Origin of the sequence: Streptomyces sp. NRRL WC-3626 (assembly GCF_000718785.1) — a bacterium.
GTDB classification, from domain to species: Bacteria; Actinomycetota; Actinomycetes; order Streptomycetales; family Streptomycetaceae; genus Streptomyces; species Streptomyces edwardsiae.
Window position 1 is genome coordinate 85,194 of record NZ_JOCA01000012.1, and the last position, 18,472, is coordinate 103,665.

The 18,472-nt window shown below is 70.5% G+C and carries 17 protein-coding genes; 2 read left to right on the forward strand and 15 right to left on the reverse strand.

Features of this window, described 5'->3' with window-relative positions:
- Nucleotides 1–19: 19 nt before the first annotated feature.
- From IF28_RS0119880 to IF28_RS0119925, 11 genes are all read right to left on the reverse strand, one after another.
- Nucleotides 20–1,333, reverse strand: coding sequence for an SPFH domain-containing protein (locus IF28_RS0119880; protein WP_051713795.1), 1,314 nt, complete (start codon nucleotides 1,331–1,333; stop codon nucleotides 20–22).
- Nucleotides 1,330–2,967 carry an SPFH domain-containing protein gene (locus tag IF28_RS0119885; protein WP_030222016.1) on the reverse strand — a complete coding sequence of 546 codons (1,638 nt, stop codon included), beginning with the start codon at nucleotides 2,965–2,967 and terminating at the stop codon, nucleotides 1,330–1,332. The genes IF28_RS0119880 and IF28_RS0119885 overlap by 4 nt, the downstream gene beginning before the upstream one ends.
- 177 nt (nucleotides 2,968–3,144) lie before the next feature.
- Complete coding sequence (locus tag IF28_RS0119890; RefSeq protein ID WP_030222018.1) at nucleotides 3,145–4,446, reverse strand: dicarboxylate/amino acid:cation symporter; 1,302 nt, start codon at nucleotides 4,444–4,446, stop codon at nucleotides 3,145–3,147.
- 70 nt (nucleotides 4,447–4,516) lie between these two features.
- A complete protein-coding gene (locus IF28_RS40270; protein WP_311709939.1) occupies nucleotides 4,517–4,618 on the reverse strand; it encodes a putative leader peptide in 102 nt (33 codons plus the stop codon).
- Between the two features lie 150 nt (nucleotides 4,619–4,768).
- Nucleotides 4,769–5,086, reverse strand: a complete 318-nt coding sequence (locus IF28_RS0119895) for a DUF4229 domain-containing protein (protein WP_030222023.1) — start codon at nucleotides 5,084–5,086, stop codon at nucleotides 4,769–4,771.
- Between the two features lie 96 nt (nucleotides 5,087–5,182).
- The gene (locus IF28_RS0119900) at nucleotides 5,183–5,707 is read right to left on the reverse strand and encodes a GNAT family N-acetyltransferase (RefSeq protein ID WP_030222026.1); all 525 of its coding nucleotides are present in this window, start codon (nucleotides 5,705–5,707) and stop codon (nucleotides 5,183–5,185) included.
- Between the two features lie 106 nt (nucleotides 5,708–5,813).
- Nucleotides 5,814–6,977, reverse strand: a complete 1,164-nt coding sequence (gene mqnE, locus IF28_RS0119905; RefSeq protein ID WP_030222029.1) for an aminofutalosine synthase MqnE — start codon at nucleotides 6,975–6,977, stop codon at nucleotides 5,814–5,816.
- 93 nt (nucleotides 6,978–7,070) lie between these two features.
- Nucleotides 7,071–7,529, reverse strand: coding sequence for an Lrp/AsnC family transcriptional regulator (locus IF28_RS0119910; RefSeq protein ID WP_030222038.1), 459 nt, complete (start codon nucleotides 7,527–7,529; stop codon nucleotides 7,071–7,073).
- A 62-nt stretch (nucleotides 7,530–7,591) separates the two neighbouring features.
- Nucleotides 7,592–8,266 (reverse strand): UbiX family flavin prenyltransferase, encoded by a 675-nt coding sequence (locus tag IF28_RS0119915; RefSeq protein ID WP_078621268.1) that lies wholly within the window; start codon nucleotides 8,264–8,266, stop codon nucleotides 7,592–7,594.
- Nucleotides 8,267–8,346: 80 nt separating this feature from the next.
- Nucleotides 8,347–9,252 (reverse strand): menaquinone biosynthesis prenyltransferase MqnP, encoded by a 906-nt coding sequence (gene mqnP, locus IF28_RS0119920; protein WP_030222044.1) that lies wholly within the window; start codon nucleotides 9,250–9,252, stop codon nucleotides 8,347–8,349.
- Nucleotides 9,249–10,700, reverse strand: coding sequence for a menaquinone biosynthesis decarboxylase (locus IF28_RS0119925; protein ID WP_030222046.1), 1,452 nt, complete (start codon nucleotides 10,698–10,700; stop codon nucleotides 9,249–9,251). Before IF28_RS0119925 ends, mqnP begins: the two co-directional genes overlap by 4 nt.
- Nucleotides 10,701–10,766: 66 nt before the next feature.
- Between IF28_RS0119925 and IF28_RS0119930 the strand changes: the two genes are divergently transcribed.
- Nucleotides 10,767–11,108, forward strand: a complete 342-nt coding sequence (locus tag IF28_RS0119930; protein WP_030222049.1) for a PLD nuclease N-terminal domain-containing protein — start codon at nucleotides 10,767–10,769, stop codon at nucleotides 11,106–11,108.
- 14 nt (nucleotides 11,109–11,122) lie between these two features.
- Here IF28_RS0119930 and IF28_RS0119935 read toward each other — a convergent pair whose 3' ends face one another.
- Nucleotides 11,123–12,886 carry a serine/threonine protein kinase gene (locus IF28_RS0119935; protein ID WP_030222051.1) on the reverse strand — a complete coding sequence of 588 codons (1,764 nt, stop codon included), beginning with the start codon at nucleotides 12,884–12,886 and terminating at the stop codon, nucleotides 11,123–11,125.
- Between the two features lie 166 nt (nucleotides 12,887–13,052).
- Here IF28_RS0119935 and IF28_RS0119940 point away from each other — a divergent pair, with 166 nt between their 5' ends.
- A complete protein-coding gene (locus IF28_RS0119940) occupies nucleotides 13,053–13,652 on the forward strand; it encodes a TetR/AcrR family transcriptional regulator (protein WP_030222053.1) in 600 nt (199 codons plus the stop codon).
- A gap of 9 nt (nucleotides 13,653–13,661) precedes the next feature.
- Here IF28_RS0119940 and IF28_RS0119945 read toward each other — a convergent pair whose 3' ends face one another.
- From IF28_RS0119945 to resB, 3 genes are all read right to left on the reverse strand, one after another.
- Nucleotides 13,662–15,419, reverse strand: coding sequence for a protein kinase domain-containing protein (locus IF28_RS0119945; protein WP_030222061.1), 1,758 nt, complete (start codon nucleotides 15,417–15,419; stop codon nucleotides 13,662–13,664).
- A gap of 224 nt (nucleotides 15,420–15,643) precedes the next feature.
- Nucleotides 15,644–16,753 (reverse strand): c-type cytochrome biogenesis protein CcsB, encoded by a 1,110-nt coding sequence (gene ccsB, locus IF28_RS0119950; protein WP_030222065.1) that lies wholly within the window; start codon nucleotides 16,751–16,753, stop codon nucleotides 15,644–15,646.
- Nucleotides 16,750–18,468, reverse strand: a complete 1,719-nt coding sequence (gene resB, locus IF28_RS0119955; protein WP_030222073.1) for a cytochrome c biogenesis protein ResB — start codon at nucleotides 18,466–18,468, stop codon at nucleotides 16,750–16,752. Before resB ends, ccsB begins: the two co-directional genes overlap by 4 nt.
- Between the last annotated feature and the right edge of the window lie 4 nt (nucleotides 18,469–18,472).

Genomic DNA, 18,472 nt, shown 5'->3' on the forward strand with positions numbered 1-18,472 from the left:
ACAGCGTACGGTCCGTCCGTCACTCGGAGTCCCGGCCGCCGTGATTCCAGTCACCGGGAGCGGTCCGCTCGCCGGCCGTCAGCCGCGGCAGCAGCTGGGCCGTGAACAGCGTCGACAGCGCCGAGGTGTCGGTGCCGCCGTCGGTGCGCACCACCACCGGCCGCGGCGCCTTCCCGGCCAGCCCGGCGCCCACCTCGAGCCGCCTGCGGGCCAGTTCGTACTGCAGCACCGCCCGGTTGTCCCGGTACGCCTTGGCCAGCGCACGCTGGGCGCGGGCCTCGTTCTCGGCCGCGATGAGCCCGCTGCGGCCACGCGTCTCGATCTCGAACCTGACGCGCTGCGCCTCGGTCTCCTGCCGTTCCAGCAGCTGGGCGACCTCCTCACGGGCCCGGTTCAGCGCGGCCTTCACCTCGACGATCCGGGCGTCGCGCACCTTCTTCGCCCGCTCGATGTCCATGCCCAGACTGTCGATACGGCGCTTGCGGGTCAGGCCCCACTCCTGCTCGTACGCGGTGCGCTCCTTGGCGATCCGCTCCCGGGTCGCCAGGTGGTGCTGGTACTGCGTCGGCAGCTGCACATCCGGGATGTTGCAGCCCGTGATGCGCACCCCGTAGCCGGACAGCTGCCGGTTCAGCAGATCCTGCATGTCGGCCACGTCCGAACCGCGCAGATCGTAGGCGCGCTGCGTGCGCATCTGCCGGGCCCGCTGCCGGATCGCGTCCTGCACGGCACTGGACAGCACCAGGTCGAAGTTGCCGGCGCCGATGGTGCGCACGAACAGCACCGCGTCGGTGATACGGAACTTCAGGAAGAACTCGATCGAGCGCAGCGGCACGTTCTCCCGCGTCGGACAGGCCATGACGGGCGCCGAGTACGGGATCTCGGTGGCCGTGTCGACGACGAAGTCGACCCGCGACCACGGGTGCCACAGATAGTGCCGGCCGGCGTCCAGCGTGCGGGTGACGGCGCCGTAGCGCGTCAGCACACCGTTGGTGCCCTGCTCGATCTCGACGATCGAGGACCGCCACCACCACAGCCCGCCGATCAGCAGCAGCACCACCCCGCCGACGTAGGAGAGGGTGGCCAGCGCACCGTAGGCGAGGTCGCCCAGACCGTCGGAATCGGCCTCCGCCAGCGTCAGCATCACGCCCGTCAGCAGGGCGTAGACACCGAGCCACAGCGGCAGCATCCACCACAGCCGGCGACGGTGCCGCGGAATGATCACCGGGATGAGGGTGTCGGCCTCACCGCCGCGCAGCAGCCGGGCGATGTCGCTCCAGGGGGCGACGGCCTCGGAGATGACCGAACGGCGTCGGGTACGTACGGAACTCAACTCTGGGCCTCCTCGGCGGACTCGGACACATCGCCTGCCGCGACGGCCTCGGGCATCTCCGGCACGGTCGGCCGGTCGGCCGCCAGCAGCGCGCCGATCTCCTCCTCGCGCGCGGCGATCCGCTCGGACACCTCGGCCAGCCGCCCCCGTACGGCGGCCATGTCCGTCTCGGTGAACAGCTCGGCCCCGCGCTCCCCGACCAGCTCACGGGCCAGTTCGAGGAAGTCGATCCCGGCCGCCCCGGTACCGTCCGCGCCGCCGATGCGCACCAGACGCGGCAGATGGTCGGCGACCTGCTCCAGCGTGTCGAGCACCTGCTGCTGGTAGCGGTACTCCAGGATCTCCGGCGCCTGCGCCGCGGTCACCGCGCGGATGTCGAGCGCCTGCGCCTCCAGCAGCGCCGCGTTCGCCTTGGCCTCCGACTCCGCCTGCACATAACGCTGGCGGGCCAGTGCCTCGGCGCGGTTGGTCTCGCGCTCCACGGCGGTGTCCATCTGCGCCTGGTACTGGGCGATGTCGGCCTGGATCGCGGACAGCGTCTCCTGACTGGAGGCGAGTTCCTTGCTCAGGTCGCCCTCGTCCTGCTCCTTGCGCAGCTGGAGCGCGTACTCGTGCGTGTACGCCTCCTTGGCCATCCGCACCATCTCGGGGGCGGCCAGGTCCATCCGGTACCGCTGGTCGGACGGCTCGGCGTGCGTGATGTTGGCGTTGGTCAGCTCCACCGCCGGACGGAACTGCTGGTTCAGCTGCTCCAGCAGCCGCCCGCTGTCCTCGCCGACCATGTCGTAGATACCGGCCGCCTCCTGCTCGTAGATCAGGCTGCGGATGGTCTCGCTGACGGCGTTGCCCAGCTTCTCCTCGAACCCGCGCACGGCACCGAGCGTGTAGACGAACTCGACCGGGTCGCTGATCCGGAACTGGATGAACAGGTCGATGGAGGCCTTCACCCCGCCCTTGGTCGGGGCCTCGCGCACCGGCGCGTTGAACGGGTACTCGCGCGTCGTGTTCACGATGTACGACACCCGCTTCCACGGGCTGAGCAGCGTGACCCGGCCGGGACCGACGACCTTCTCCAGCTTGCCGAACCGGGTGATCATCGCCTGGCAGCCGTCCGGCACCATGACCAGACCCTGCCGCCACCACACGAACAGCACGGCGAGCAGCGCGACGACCCAGTAGTGCGCCCCGAACAGCGGATTGGTGATCCCGTCACCCCCGGTCGCCGACACCACCGACGTCCCCACCGCGCCGATCACCAGGAGCGACAGCACCGGCAGCATGGACAGCAGGGAGCGCCCCTTGGGCATCACCATCGGGCAGATGGCGTGCACCACCTCGCCGCCCTCGCGCAGCTGCTCGCTGCGGCCGAGCGCCTCCCCGGCCTCGTCCAGCGGCACCGTCTTCTGCCGCATGACGGTGTCGACGGAGCTTCCGTCCTGCTCCCGGGCGGCCGGGAAGTCGGCCGGGTCCATCCCGTCGCCGCCCTCGGCCCCGGTGCCCTGCGACGCCCTGCCGCCGCCCCCGCCGCTTCCCGCGCGGCGGCGCAGTTCGTCCTGGGCCGCCGTACGTGGATCGGTGCCGGAGGCGACCGCCTCGGCGACGTTGCGCAGACTCTGCGCCCGCGTGCGTGCCACGGATTCCCCCTTCGCGTGTGGTGCTGATCCCTGCCGGATCATCGCTGTGGACCATGTGCGTCATGTGAGGCACGTGGTCCAGGTGATTCCACACCACCGAGCGGACAGGGATAAGGGGCGCCCCCAGCAACGGTCACCTGTCGGTGGTTGCCGGAAAGCGCCCCTGCCGGCCGTCGGTCAGGCGGCCACGGCCACCTGCTGGGGCTCGTCGACCGGGGAGGCGTGGACCGAGTCGTACGCCTTCCGGTCGAGCAGGCCCTCACGGGCGGAGACGATGACCGGGACCAGGGCCTGGCCCGCGACGTTCGTCGCCGTGCGGATCATGTCCAGGATGGGATCGATGGCGAGGAGCAGGCCGACGCCCTCCATGGGCAGGCCCAGGGTGGAGAGGGTGAGGGTGAGCATGACGGTGGCGCCGGTGAGGCCGGCCGTGGCGGCGGAGCCCACCACCGAGACGAACGCGATCAGCAGGTAGTCGCCGACGCCGAGCTGGATGTCGAAGATCTGGGCGACGAAGATCGCGGCGATGGCCGGGTAGATCGCGGCGCAGCCGTCCATCTTGGTCGTCGCGCCGAACGGGACGGCGAAGGAGGTGTACTCCTTCGGCACGCCGAGGCGTTCGGTGACCTTCTGGGTGAGCGGCATGGTGCCGACGGAGGAGCGGGAGACGAAAGCGAGCTGGATCGCGGGCCAGGCGCCCTTGAAGAACTGCACCGGGTTGACCTTGGCGACGGTCGCGAGCAGCGCCGGGTAGACGCCGAAGAGGACGAGCGCGCAGCCGATGTAGATGTCGGCGGTGAAGGTGGCGTACTTGCCGATCAGGTCCCAGCCGTAGGTGGCGATGGCGTTGCCGATGAGGCCGACGGTGCCGAGCGGGGCGAGCCGGATGACCCACCACAGGGCCTTCTGGAGGAGTTCGAGGACGGACTCGCTCAGGGTGAGGATCGGCTGGGCCTTCTCGCCGAGCTGGAGGGCGGCGATACCGGCGACGGCGGCCATGAAGACGATCTGCAGGACGTTCAGTTCGGTGAACGGCGTGATGACGTCGGTGGGCACGATGCCGGTGAGGAAGTCGATCCAGGAGCCGGACTTCTCCGGCGCGGCGCCGTCCGCCGGGGTGAGGCCGGTACCGGCGCCCGGGTTGGTGACGAGGCCGATGACCAGGCCGATCGCCACCGCGATCAGCGAGGTGATCATGAACCAGAGGAGGGTGCGCGAGGCCAGCCGGGCCGCGTTGTTGACCTTCCTCAGGTTGGTGATGGAGACCAGGATCGCGAAGAAGACGAGCGGGGCGACGGCCAGCTTCAGCAGGCCGATGAAGGTGCCGCCGACCTTCTCCAGGGTGGTGACCAGCCAGGAGAGGTCCTGGCTGCGGGCGAGCCAGCCGAGCAGGACGCCCAGGACGAGGCCGGCGAGTATCTGGGCCCAGAAGGGCGCGCGGACGGGCAGCTTGAACTGCGTGTTCGTGGACACGGACATGCTCCGGTAAGGGGACGCGTGGGGATGGTGACGATGACGTGGAACGGGGGAACGCGGGTGGCGGCGAACGTCAGGGACGACAGTTCGCGGCGGTGACCCGGCAGAGGTCCACGTGCAGGCGCGCCACGAGCGGAACACTCCGGGGCGTGGGGAACACGGCTGCTGACTTCACCCCGAGACGGTAACACCGGAGCTTTGAGGTCCTCAAAGCCTTACTTTGAGAGGTGGGGGGCCATAACCGTCCATACAACGCAAAGCGCCCTGATCCCAAGGGAGTTGGGAATCAGGGCGCGTGGTGCGTGGTGCGCGGCTGTGACGGAGGTTACGAGGGCCGGCCCTCCACGCGGGCGGTGTCGCCCGCACGGGCGGTGTCGTCGGCCGCGTCCTCCTGGTTGCGGTTGGCGTCCAGGTTGGCCTTCGCCCGGTCGACCCGCTGCACGATCCGCTCGGAGGCGCGGTCCCGCTCCTCGCGGAGCACGACGAAGCTGATCGGGGCCGAGAGCAGCAGCGCGAGCAGCACGATCCACAGGCCGTTGGAGTCGCCGAGGCCGCGCGGGGCGAGGCCGGAGTAGACGAGGCCCCAGACGACCACGAGGCAGCCCACGAAGATCCCGAGGCGCATCAGCGTGTAGCGGAGCATCTCTTCCACTCTTCCCTGCGTACGGTCAGAACGTCCCAAAGGGACAACGTCCAGTGAAGCACGGCCCACCGGGGATCTTCCGGCGGGGTACGGGCGTCAGGTGAGCGGCAGCAGCATGACGACGTCGTCCCGGTCGTCGCCGGGGGCGACGCGGATGGCGTCCGGGATCCGGCCGACCTCCTTGTAGCCGCAGGAGGCGTAGAAGCGTTCCAGGCCGAGTCCGCCGCGGCAGGCGAGGCGTATCGCCTCGACGCCGTCGAGGGTGCGGGCCGCCCGGGCGGCCGCGGCCATGAGGTCGCGGCCGTAGCCCCTGCCCTGGTGGCGGGGGTGGACCATGACCGTGTAGAGCCAGATCCAGTGGGTCATGAGGGGATGGGTGTTGAAGGTGAGGAACGCGGTGGCGGCGACATCACCCTCCTCGTCGTGCCCGACGAGGAGACGGGACCGCTCCTCGGCCATCGAGACGAGCTGGCGGACGAGCGCGGGGCGGATGTCCTCCCGCCCCGCCGGCGGCACGAACCCGACCGCCCCACCGGCGTTGGTGACGTCGGTCCACAGGTCGAGGATGCCGTCACGGAGGTCGGGGGTGACGACGGGATCGAGGGTGAAGGTAAGGGGCATGGGGTGATGCTAGCCATTACGCAGAGGTGGTGGGTGGACATGGGCCGGGGGCCCGGGGGCGGGCGGGAGCCCCCTGGCGGGGCCGAAGGGGCGGAGCCCCTTCTCCTCACACCCGCATCGGCTGGGGCGAGTCCCGACGCGCCGGGTCGGCACCGTCGTACTCCCGGATCACCTCGTACCGGGTGTTCCGCTCCACCGGCCGGAACCCCGCGTCCCGGATCAGATCCAGCAGATCCTCACGCGTCAGCTTGTTCGGCGTACCGAAATTGTCCGCGTCATGCGTGATCTTGTACTCGACGACCGACCCGTCCATGTCGTCCGCCCCGTGCTGAAGGGCGAGCTGCGCGGTCTGGACGCCGTGCATGACCCAGAAGACCTTGACGTGCGGCACGTTGTCGAACAGCAGCCGCGACACCGCGAACGTCTTCAGCGCCTCCGCCCCCGTCGCCATCTGCGTCCGCGCCTGCAGCCGGTTCCGTACCTTGCCGTCCTTCATGTCCACGAAGTCGTGCTGGTACCGCAGCGGGATGAAGACCTGGAACCCCCCGGTCTCGTCCTGGAGTTCACGCAGCCGCAGCACATGGTCCACCCGGTGGCGGGGCTCCTCGATGTGCCCGTACAGCATGGTGCACGGGGTCTTGAGCCCCTTCTCGTGCGCCAGCCGGTGGATGCGGGACCAGTCCTCCCAGTGGGTGCGGTGGTCGACGATGTGCTGCCGCACCTCCCAGTCGAAGATCTCCGCGCCGCCGCCGGTCAGCGACTCCAGACCCGCGTCGATCAGCTCGTCGAGGATCTCGGAGGCGGACAGCCCGGAGATGGTCTCGAAGTGGTGGATCTCGGTGGCGGTGAACGCCTTCAGCGAGACGTCGGGCAGCGCCGCCTTCAACTCCCGCAGCGACCGCGGGTAGTAACGCCACGGCAGATTGGGGTGCAGCCCGTTGACGATGTGCAGTTCGGTGAGGTTCTCCGCCTCCATCGACCTGGCGAGCTTCACCGCCTCCTCGATCCGCATCGTGTACGCGTCCTTCTCCCCCGGCTTGCGCTGGAAGGAGCAGTACGCGCAGGAGGCGGTGCACACGTTCGTCATGTTGAGGTGGCGGTTGACGTTGAAGTGCACGACGTCGCCGTTCAGCCGCGTCCGCACCTCGTGGGCCAGCCCGCCCAGCCAGGCCAGGTCGTCCGACTCGTACAGCGCGATGCCGTCCTCACGGGTCAGGCGTTCGCCCGCCCCGACCTTCTCCTCCAGCTCGCGCTTGAGCCCGACGTCCATGCCGATCCCTCTTTCCGTCGTCGAACAGACCCGGTCAACCGTACCCCCCGCCCTTCGGGCGGAGGGACCCCCGAAGGGCGCCGCGCGCCCCGCCTACTCCACCTCTTCGGGCAGCTCACCGACCCGGTTCTCCCACTTGGTGGAGAGCACGATGGTCGTACGGGTCCGGGAGACGCCCTTGGTGCCGGACAGCCGGCGGATGGTCTTCTCCAAGCCGTCCACGTCGGTCACCCGCACCTTGAGCATGAAGGAGTCGTCACCGGCGATGAACCAGCAGTCCTCGATCTCCTTGAGGTCCTTCAGCCGCTGCGCCACGTCCTCGTGGTCGGCGGCGTCGGAGAGCGAGATGCCGATCAGGGCGGTGACACCGAGGCCCAGCGAGGCGGCGTCCACGGTGGCGCGGTAGCCGGTGATGACCCCGGCCGCCTCCAGCCGGTTGATGCGGTCGGTGACGCTGGGTCCCGACAGGCCGACGAGGCGCCCCAGCTCCGCGTAGGAGGCCCGGCCGTTCTCCCTCAGGGCCTGGATGAGCTGCCTGTCCACCGCGTCCATGCGATCGAAGCCTTCCACTGAAGAGGTCTGAAGTTCTGAGTGCTGGAATGGTGCCGCAGGGCTCAGCCGGGCCGGGATCCGCCGCCGAGTTCGCCCTTCCAGCGGCGGTAGAGCCGGTGCTCGACACCCGCCGCGTCGAGTACGCGTCCGGCGACGAAGTCCACCAGGTCCTGGATGTGCGTCGCGCCCGCGTAGAAGGCCGGCGAGGCGGGCACCACGGTCGCGCCCGCGTCGTCCAGCGTCACCAGATGCCGCAGGGTCTGGCCGTTCAGCGGGGTCTCCCGTACGGCCACGATCAGCGTGCGTCCCTCTTTCAGGGTCACGCTCGCCACCCGCTGCAGCAGGTCCTTGGACAGTCCGAGCGCCACCCCGGCCACACAGGCCGTGGAGGCGGGCACGATCAGCATGCCCTTGCTCGGATACGACCCCGAGGACGGCCCGGCCGCGAGGTCACCCGCGGCCCAGTGCCGTACGCCGTCGAGGTCGACGGTGAACGTGTCCGGCTTGCCGTCCGCCCCCCGGGACAGCCATTCCCGCAGGTCGTCACGCCAGTGGGCGTCCCGGAAGGCGATACCGGTCTCGTCCAGCAGGGTCAGCCGGGAGGCCCGGCTGACGACGAGGTCGACACTCTCCCCCGCCGCCAGCAGCGCACGCAGCACAGCGGCTGCGTAGGGGGTCCCGGACGCCCCCGAAACCCCCACGATCCAAGGCTTGCGCCGCGTTTCTCCTGGGTTCACATCTCGAGCCTATCCGGCCGCCCCCTGTGTGTGTCGGGCGGCCGGACAGCAATCCCCGCAGCCGATGTCACCGGAAGGAGCTACACCGTGAGCCCGCGCACCAGCAGGTCGATCAGCGCGCAGACGAAGAGGCTGATTCCGATGAAGCCGTTGACGGAGAAGAACGCGCGGTTGAGGCGGGTCAGGTCGGTCGGGCGGACGATGGTGTGTTCGTAGACGAAGGCGCCGGCCACGATCAGCAGGCCGAGCCAGAAGAAGGCGCCGGCGCCGGTGAGCAGGGCGTACCAGACGAGCAGGGCCGTCGTGACGGTGTGACAGGCGCGCGCGCCCCAGATCGCGGCGGGGATGCCGAAGCGGGCCGGGACCGACTTCACACCGATCTCCCGGTCGGTCTCGACGTCCTGGCAGGCGTAGATGAGGTCGAAGCCGCCGATCCAGATACCGACCGCGAGGCCGAGGACGACGGCGTCCCAGGACCAGGAGCCGGTGATGGCGAGCCAGCCGCCGATCGGGCCCATCGCCTGGGCGAGACCGAGGATGGCCTGCGGGAAGTTGGTGAACCGCTTGCCGTAGGGATACACCACCATCGGGATGACGGCGACGGGCGCGAGGGCCAGGCAGAGCGGGTTCAGCAGGGCCGCCGCGCCGAGGAAGACGGCCAGGGCGACCAGCGCGCCGGTCCAGGCGTGCTTGACGGACATCGCACCGGTGACCAGTTCGCGGTGTGCGGTGCGCGGGTTACGGGCGTCGATCTCGCGGTCGATGATCCGGTTGGCGGCCATCGCGAAGGTGCGCAGGCCGACCATGGCGACGGTGACCAGGAGCAGCCGGCCCCAGTGGATGTTCTCGTCCCGCTCGTACATCGCGGTGAGGGCGGCGATGTAGGCGAAGGGCAGGGCGAAGACCGAGTGCTCGATCATCACCAGGCGCAGGAAGGCTTTCGTGCGTCCCGGCTGCTGCGGCAGGGCGGCGGAGGCCGAGGTCACAGTCCGTACTCCTTCCAGCGGCGGTCGACCAGGGCGGCCGTGTCCGGGTCGGACTCGACCATGTCGGGCCAGCCGCCGTCGCGCGTGTACCCCTCCTCGGGCCACTTCCTCGTCGCGTCGATGCCCGCCTTGCCGCCCCAGAACTGCTGGTAGGAGGCGTGGTCGAGATGGTCGACGGGGCCTTCGACGACGGTGAGGTCACGGGCGTAGTCGGTGTTGCCGAGGGCCCGCCAGGAGACCTCGTGCAGGTCGTGGACGTCGCAGTCCGAGTCGACGACCACGATCAGCTTGGTCAGGGACATCATGTGGGCGCCCCAGATGGCGTGCATGACCTTCTGCGCGTGCTTGGGGTACTTCTTGTCGATCGAGACGATCGCGCAGTTGTGGAAGCCGCCGGACTCGGGGAGGTGGTAGTCCACGATGTCCGGGACGATGATCTTGAGGAGCGGGAGGAAGAAGCGCTCCGTGGCCCGGCCCAGCGGCCCGTCCTCGGTGGGCGGGCGGCCGACGACGATCGACTGGAGCAGCGGCCGCTTGCGCATGGTCACGCAGTCGATGGTGAGCGCCGGGAACGGCTCCTGCGGGGTGTAGAAGCCGGTGTGGTCGCCGAACGGCCCCTCGGGCAGCATCTCGCCCGGTTCCAGCCAGCCCTCCAGGACGACCTCCGCCTGCGCGGGCACCTGGAGCGGCACGGTCTTGCAGTCGACCATCTCGATCCGCTTGCCCTGCACGAAGCCGGCGAACAGGTACTCGTCGATGTCGCCGGGCAGGGGTGCGGTGGAGGCGTACGTCACGGCGGGCGGGCAGCCGAAGGCGATGGCGACGGGCAGCCGCTCGCCGCGCCGGGCGGCCACCTGGTAGTGGTTGCGGCTGTCCTTGTGGATCTGCCAGTGCATGCCGATGGTGCGCTTGTCGTGCCGCTGGAGGCGGTACAGGCCGAGGTTGCGGACGCCGGACTCGGGGTCCTTCGTGTGGGTGAGACCCAGGTTGAAGAAGGAGCCGCCGTCCTTGGGCCAGGTGAACAGCGCCGGGAGCTGTTCGAGGTCCACGTCGTCGCCGTGCAGGACGACCTCCTGGACGGGCGCGTCCTTCACCTTCCTCGGCGGTACGTGCGTCATCGCGCCGAGTTTCCCGAACGCCTCGCGCACCCCGACGAACCCGTGCGGCAGCTCGGGCTTCAGCAGCCCGCCGATCCGCTCGGAGATCTCCGCGTACGACTTCAGGTCCAGCGCCTTCAGCAGGCGGCGGTCGGTGCCGTACACGTTCATGGCGAGGGGCATGGAGGAGCCGCGCACGTTCTCGAAGAGCAGCGCGGGACCGCCGGCCTTCTGCACCCGGTCGACGATCTCACCGACCTCCAGATACGGGTCGACCTCGGCCTTGATGCGCTTGAGGTCGCCCTCGCGCTCCAGCGCCCTGAGCAGGGAGCGAAGATCGTCGTAAGCCATGGGGTCAAGTATCCCCGAGCGGTTACCCTGGGCCTGTACCGCCCACCGTTTCGCTGGAGAGGCCCCATGCTGCGGGTGCTGATGTTCCTCGTGCCACTGGCCCTGAGCATCTACGCGTTCATCGACTGCATCAGCACGAAGGACGACGACATCCGTCATATGCCCAAGCCACTGTGGGCGATCCTCGTGCTGCTGTTTCCGCTGGTCGGCTCGATCTCGTGGCTGATCGCGGGCAAGAAGCGGCACCCCGCGGGCGGCGACGCGGGTTCCGCCTGGAACCGGGGTGGCGGTGGTGGCCGTCGGCAGTGGGTGGCGCCGGACGACAACCCCGAGTTCCTGAAGTCGCTGGACGACGACAAGGACAAGGACGACCGGCCGGGGGACGGCGATCGCGGCGGGGCCGGCTGACCGTCCCGCCCGCGTCAGCTCCTGGTCCAGTTCTGGGACGCCGAGCCGTCGCACACCCGCGCCATGATCGTGCCGCCCCCCTGGGTGTGCTCCAGACACCTGCCGGTCTTCACGAGGACCACGGTGCCGCCCGATCCGATACGCCATGTCTGCGCGTCGTCCGCGCCACAGGTCCCGCTGTGCATCGCACCGTAGGCGGACAGGCAGTTGCCGGACTCCCCGTGGACGATCCGGTAGGTGCCGGACGACGCGCTCCGCAGGCTCCAGTCGGCCGCCCCCGAGGCGCAGTCACCCGTGGCAACGTTGCCGTAACCGGCTCCTCCGTAGGAGATGAGGCACTGTCCGCTCCGCGCGTTGCGCAGGGTGGAGCCGCCCGTCGACGGAGCGTCGGCCTCCGTGTCGGTGCCGGGGTCCGTGTCCGAGGCGGAGCCGCCCCCGCCGTCCCCGCCGCCTCCACCGCCGCCCTTCGCCGCTTCGTCGTCGGTGTCCGCTCCGGCGGCGGCCGGTGACTCCTGGGAACCCCGCTTCCTGGAGTCCTCCTCCTTCGAGTCCTTCGAGGGGGACGCGCTGGTGGACGGTGACGGCTCGGCGGACCCGCCGGCCGTCCCCGAGGGCGTCGCGTCCGCGGACACCGTGACCGACGCCGAGGGGCGGCGGCCCGCCTCGTCGCCCGCGTCGAAGGTGTACGGCAGGAGTGTGAAGGCGAGCGTGGCGCCCGTGGTGACGACCACGACGGGGACGATCACGGGGACCACCCGCGTCCGGCGCTCCCGCTTTTCCGGCGCGGCCCTGGGAGCCGCCTCGGGCGCCGCCTCGGGTTCCCCGGGCTCCCCAGGTTCCTCCGGCACGTCCGGCACGTCCGGCGTGGTCGCCGCGAACGCCGCCCGTTCGGCCAGCCGCGCGGTGACCGCCTCCGGCCACAGGGGCGGGGTGAACGGCCCGTGCCGGTTCGCGAGTTCGACCAGTTCGGCGGCGGTGGGCCGGCCCTCGTAGTCCTTGTCGAGGCAGGCCGTGACGACCTCGGCGAGTTCCGGGTCCAGGGCCCGTACGGCGTCCAGGTCGGGTTCCTCGTGCACGATCCGGTAGAGCACGCCGTGCCCGGACTCGTCGCCGAACGGCGGCCGCCCGCTCGCCGCGTACGCCAGCACGGAACCGAGCGCGAAGATGTCGACGGCGCCGGTCGACCGGCGTGCCCCCGAGGCCTGCTCGGGGGACATGTAGGCGGGGGTGCCCACCACCATGCCGGTACGGGTCAGCTGACTCTGCTCGGCGGCACGGGCCACACCGAAGTCGATGAGGGTGAGGCCGTCGAGGGTGAGCATGACGTTGGACGGCTTGATGTCCCGGTGCACCATGTCCAGCGCGTGCACCTCGGCGAGCCCCGCGGCGGCCTCGCGCAGCAGCAGCCACAGTGCGCCGGCGGGCAGCGGCCGCTCGTGCGTCTCCAGGGCCTCGCGCAGGGTGAGGCCGGGGACGTAGGCGGTGGCGAACCACGGCGGCCGGGCGGTGCGGTCGCCCGCGAGCAGCGGGGCGGTGGCGTGCTCCGGCAGCCGGGCCAGATTGTCCAGCTCGTGTCCGAAGCGGCGCAGGAAGTCCTTGTCCTCGGCGACGACCGACGGCAGCAGCTGCTTGACGGCCGTGTACCGCCCCTCGAGCACACCGAGGTAGACGCGGCCCATACCGCCGGCCCCGAGCCGTCCGACGAGCGGAATCGGTCCGATCCGTCGTGGGTCCTCGTCCTCCAGCGGCTCGGCGCCGCTTCCGCCCAGCTCGATCACGCCTGCCCCGTTGTCGTGTTGTTCCGCTGATGCGGCCCGCCCGTTCCCCCGTGACGGGCGGGCGCGCACGTCGAACAGGGGTCAGTCTGGACCAGCGCGGGCTAGAATTGGAAGCAGATTCTAGAAATTCACTCGAGAAGCGGCCGGAAGGTACGACGACCCTGCGATGAGCCCCAAGCAGCACCGCGGTGAGGTCACCGTCGAACAGCTTCTGGACGCGGCGCTGCGCGTCTACGGCGAGTCCGGCGAGCAGGGTCTCACGGTGAGCGCGGTGACGGCGGCGAGCGGCGTCAGCCCCGGCAGTCTCTACCACCATTTCGGCAGCATGGACGGCCTGTTGACCGCCCTGTTGATGCGCTGGCTGGAGCGGCTGCTGGACCGGATGGTCACGGCGCTGGAGCACTCGGACTCCGCCCGGGACGGCGTACGGGCCCTGGTGGAGGCGTATCTCGCCTTCATCCGCGACCACCGGGCGGCGGGACTGCTGCTGCACTCCTCCCGCGCCGACGAGCTGGGGATGCGGGAGGCCAGGCGGATCCGCGACGCGCAGGAGGCCCGGCTGTCCCCGCTGTCCGCCTGGGTGAGCGGGCACGTCGAGTCGGGCGAGGTCGCGCGACTGCCGGTGGCCCTGCTCGAATCCCTGGTCCTCGGACCGGTCATCGGCGTCAGCCGCCGCTGGCTGACGCTCGGTGACGTCGACCTCGACGCGGCGGCCGCGGTCCTGCCGGACCGGATCTGGCGGTCGATCGCCGCGGATCCGCGGTGAGTACGGCGGTCAGCCGAGCTTCTTGATCCGGGCGGGCGCGAGGGCCCGGTCGAAGACCCGTACGTCGCGGACGGCGCCGGGGAAGAAGTCGGCGGCCTGACCGCCGTACGACGCCCGGCCGATGATGAAGGAGCCGGTGCCGGCCACCGGGTTGGTGTCGTCGGCGGTGGCCTCGAGGACGCCGTTGACGTAGAGCCTCAGTGTGCGGTCACGGCCGTCGCAGACACCGGCGATGTGGGTCCAGACGTTCACGGCGGGCTCGGTGCGGCCGGCGGCGCGCAGGCCGGGGCGGGAGAAGGCCCAGCGCTTCTGGTCGACGGCGTACTGGAGGTAGAAGGCGCTGGCGCCGTCGGCGTCCTGGCTGATGGCGGTGGCCCAGTCCGTGGGGGCGGCGGTGAGCACGACCCAGGCGGCGACCGTGAAGCTGCTGCCCTCCCCCGTCTCCAGCACCGGCCCCGTGGTCATGATCTCGCCGCCGCGCCCGTCGAAGACGGCTCCGGCTCCGCCGGCGGCCCAGGCGACGCGGTTCGCGGTGCCGTCGTGACCGCCCGCGGTGTCACGGGCGACCGTGCCGGAGGTCTCGTCGAGGGGCCAGTGCCCGACGGGCTGGGCGGGCACAGGGGCCGCCGACGGGGAGGAGGAGGCGGAGGGCGCGGCCCGGTTCCCGTCCTCGGCGTCCGACCGGTGGTTGAGCCAGAACCCCGCTCCGATACCGGCCGCGGCGACCGCGCCACCGCCGACGCCGAGCAGCAGGAAGGCCCGCCGGCTGCGGCGGCCGGGGGGTTCGGGTGCGCCGGGTTCACCGGGTACGGCCGGCGGGAAGGAACCCACCTGCGTGGCCTGTTCGTTGAGGCCCGTGCTCACCACGGTCGCCTGCCGCGGCAGTACGTTCGTGAGGGCGCCTTGGACCCGCGTGGCGCCGCCCGCCGGCCCGAGGTGCCCCAGGGCCATCGTGTTCTCGGCGCCCAGCGCGCCGACCCGGGCGAGTATCTCCTGCGGGGTGGGACGGCCGGCCGGGTCCTTGGCGAGACAGTCCGCGATGAGCCCCCGCAGAGCGGGATCTCTCACGGCGTCCACGTCCGGGGAGTTGTGCACGACGCGGTAGAGCAGCGCGGGAGTCGGCCCGCTGCCGAAGGGGTTGGCGCCGGTCGCCGCGAAGGCGAGCACCGCGCCCAGGCAGAAGACGTCGCTGGCCGCCGTGACGTCCTCCCCGTTGACCTGCTCGGGGGACATGAACCCCGGGGAGCCCGCCACAAGTCCGGTCCTGGTGACGGAGTCGGAGTCCACGCTGCGGACGATCCCGAAGTCGATGACCCGGGGCCCGTCCTCGGCGAGCAGCACGTTGGACGGCTTGAGGTCGCGGTGCACGAGGTGCGCCGCGTGGATCGACACCAGCGCCTCGGCCAGTCCGGCCGCCAGCGCGAGTACGGCGCCGGCCTCGAACGGCCCCTGTTCGGCGACCGCCTGCTCCAGCGACGGCCCGGCGATGTAGCTGGTCACCAGCCACGGCAGGGACGCGTCCGGATCCGCGTCGACGACCGGGGCGGTGAAGGCGCCGCTGACCTTCCGCGCCGCGTCGACCTCACGGCGGAACCGCTCCCGGAACTCGGGCCTGCGCACCAGCTCGGCGTGCACCACCTTGACGGCGACGAGCCGCCCGCCGGGTGACCGGCCGAGGTAGACCCGGCCCATTCCGCCGGCGCCCAGCCGGCTCAGCAACCGATACGCCCCGACGGACTGCGGGTCGTCCGGCTCCAGCGCTGACACACATGCCTCCCGGCGTACGATTTCGGCCCCTGGGGGCAGCCCCAAGCATAAAGCCGATCGCACCGGTGTTCACCGAAGTACCGTACGTTGTCCGGTACTTCGGTCATGCCGCGAAGGTTTCGCCCCCGCCGCCCCTTCCCGTCCCGACACTGGGGCTCCGCCCCAGACCCCGCTCCTCAAACGCCGGAGGGGCTGAGTTTCAGCCCCTCCGGCGTTTGAGGAATTCAGAAGCCCACGGACCGCAGCGCGCCCAGCCCCACGTCCGCGTACGAGTGCTTGCCCGAGACGAAGATGTTCACGCCGTAGTAGTTGAACAGCCAGCAGCCGAAGGCGAGCAGGGCCAGGTAGGCCGCCTTGCGGCCCTTCCACCCGGCCGTGGCACGCGCGTGCAGGTAGCAGGCGTAGGCGACCCAGGTGATGAAGGACCAGACCTCCTTGGGGTCCCACCCCCAGTAGCGGCCCCACGCGTCACCCGCCCAGATCGCGCCCGCGATGATCGTGAACGTCCACAGCGGGAACACCGCCGCGTTCACCCGGTACGCGAACTTGTCCAGCGACGCGGCCGCGGGCAGCCGCTCCAGGACGGACGTGGCGAAGCTGCCCGGCTTGCCGCCGCCCGCGAGCTTGCTCTCGTACGAGTCCTTGAACAGGTAGAGGATCACGCCGACCGCACCGACGTAGAACACCGCACCGCACAGGATCGCCGTGGAGACGTGGATGTACAGCCAGTACGAGTGCAGCGCGGGGACCAGCTGGTCGCTCTCGGTGTAGAGGACGGTGACGGCCAGACCGAGGTCGAGGAGGACCGAGGTGGTCAGGAACAGACCGAGCCAGCGCACGTTCTTCTTCAGCGCGAGCAGCAGCAGGTACACGCCGACCGCGGTGGTGGAGAAGGTGATGTTGAACTCGTACATGTTGCCCCACGGCGCCCGCTCCACGGACAGCGCGCGGGTGAGCACACCGGCGAAGGAGAGCAGGAACGCGAGCACGGTGAGGGAGATGGCGATCCGCCCGTAGAGGTCGCCCTTCTCGTCACCGCCGTGCGCGCCGGGCCCGTCGGGCACGTCCCGCGATCCGGTGGCGGCGCGTACGACGACCTTCGGCCGCTCCAGTACGGCGGTGCCGCCGCCCTGCTTCACGGTGACGGCCGGCGCCTTCCCCGCCCGCGCCGCGGGGGTGAGCGCGGAGGCGGTACGGGCGACCTTGCTGCGGCTGCCGAAGGTCCACTCCGCGATGTACGCGAAGAACGCGAGGGTGTAGACGGCCATCGCGGAGTAGATCAGCACGTTGCTGATACTCGCGAGGTTCTCGTTGGTCGCGGCGGCGAGAGTCACTGCTGCTCAGCCCCTTCGGCAGGTACGGCTTCAGGATCGGTGGATTCGGACGGTTCCGGGTCGGGGGCGCCCGGGGCCCGGTCGTACAGGATTCCGGCGAGTTCGCCGAGTTCCTCGGGGACCTTCGCGGACTCGCTGCGGCCGAGGCCGGCCATCTCGACGACGGTCGATCCGTCGTCGCCGCGCACCGCGCGGACCCATACGCGGCGGCGCTGGATGAACAGGGAGCCGGCGAGGCCGGCGATCGCGACGACGGCGCCGCCGAGCGCCCAGGCGCCGCCCGACTCCTGGACGACCTGGAAGCCGGCCCACTCCTTGACGTCCTTCTCGAAGGTGACCGAGCCGGCGCCGTTCGGGAGCGTCATGGTCTCGCCGGGCGTGAGCAGCTTCTTGAACAGCTCGCCCTTGGAGTCCTTGAACTCCTTCATCTTGGTCTTGTCCATCTGGTACACGCTCTGCGGAATGCCGGAGTCGGCCTTCAGATCGCCGTGGTAGGCGGAGAGCGCGAGCACCGGATAGTCCAGCGCGGGAAACTGGGAGAGCATCGTGCCGCTCTCCGAGCCGCCGAAGGTGGGCACGAAGAAGGCGTTGAAGCCGAGCTGCTCCTTCTCGCCGTCCGTGTTGCGGTAGCCGTCGAGGACCTTGACCACGCCGGAGGAGGTGACGTTGGCGTCGAGCGGCAGCAGCGGCACGGCGTCCCGGTAGACGACCTTCCCCTTGCCGTCGCGGACCGTGACGACGGGCGCGTAGCCGTGGCTGACGAGGTAGACCTTGGCGTCGCCGATCTGCAGCGGCTTGTTGACCTTGACGAGGGCCTTCTTCTCCTCGCCGCCCGCCCCCGCGGTGTACGTCAGCTCCGTCTGGTACGTGCGCGGGGTGCCCTTGTTGGGGCCGGTGCGCTCGTAGGTGCCGGTGAACGACCTCACGTCGAAGCTGAACGGCTCCAGGTCGTCGTTGGTGAAGAGGTTGCCGGACTTGAAGTCGTCGTACTGCGTGAGCGTGTTGGCGAAGCCGTCGCCCTCGACGATCAGCTTGTTGCCCTCGGACTTGTACAGCTGGCCCCAGCCGAAGGCGATCAGCATCACGATCAGCGCGATGTGGAAGAGGAGGTTGCCGACCTCACGCAGATAGCCCTTCTCGGCGGCGACGGCGTCACCGACGAGGTGGGCGCGGAAGCGGCGCTTCTTCAGCAGGGCGAGCGCGGCCTCGCGTACGGCCTCGGGTTCGGCCGCGGTGCGCCAGGTGGTGTGGGCGGGCAGCCGGTCCAGCCGGCGGGGGGCGCCCGGCGGGCGGCCGCGCAGCTGGCCCACGAACTGCCAGGTGCGGGGCACGATGCAACCGATGAGGGAGACGAACAGCAGGATGTAGATCGCCGAGAACCACACCGAGCTGTAGACGTTGAACAGGCCGAGCTTGTCGTAGACGGGCGCGAGCATGTCGTGGCGCTCACGGAAGTCGGCGACCGCCGTCTCGTCGATGCCGGTCTGCGGGATGAGGGAGCCGGGGATCGCGCCGAGCGACAGCAGCAGCAGCAGCAGCAGTGCCACCCGCATGGAGGTGAGCTGCCGCCAGAACCAGCGGGCCCAGCCGATGACGCCGAGGGACGGCAGGTTCGGCGCGTCCTCCGTGGGCGCGGTGGACAGCTGGGAGCCGGCGGCGCCGAGTTCCCGGTCGTCGGCGGACTGGGGGGTGTCGTCGGTTGTCGTCTCGCTCATCGGG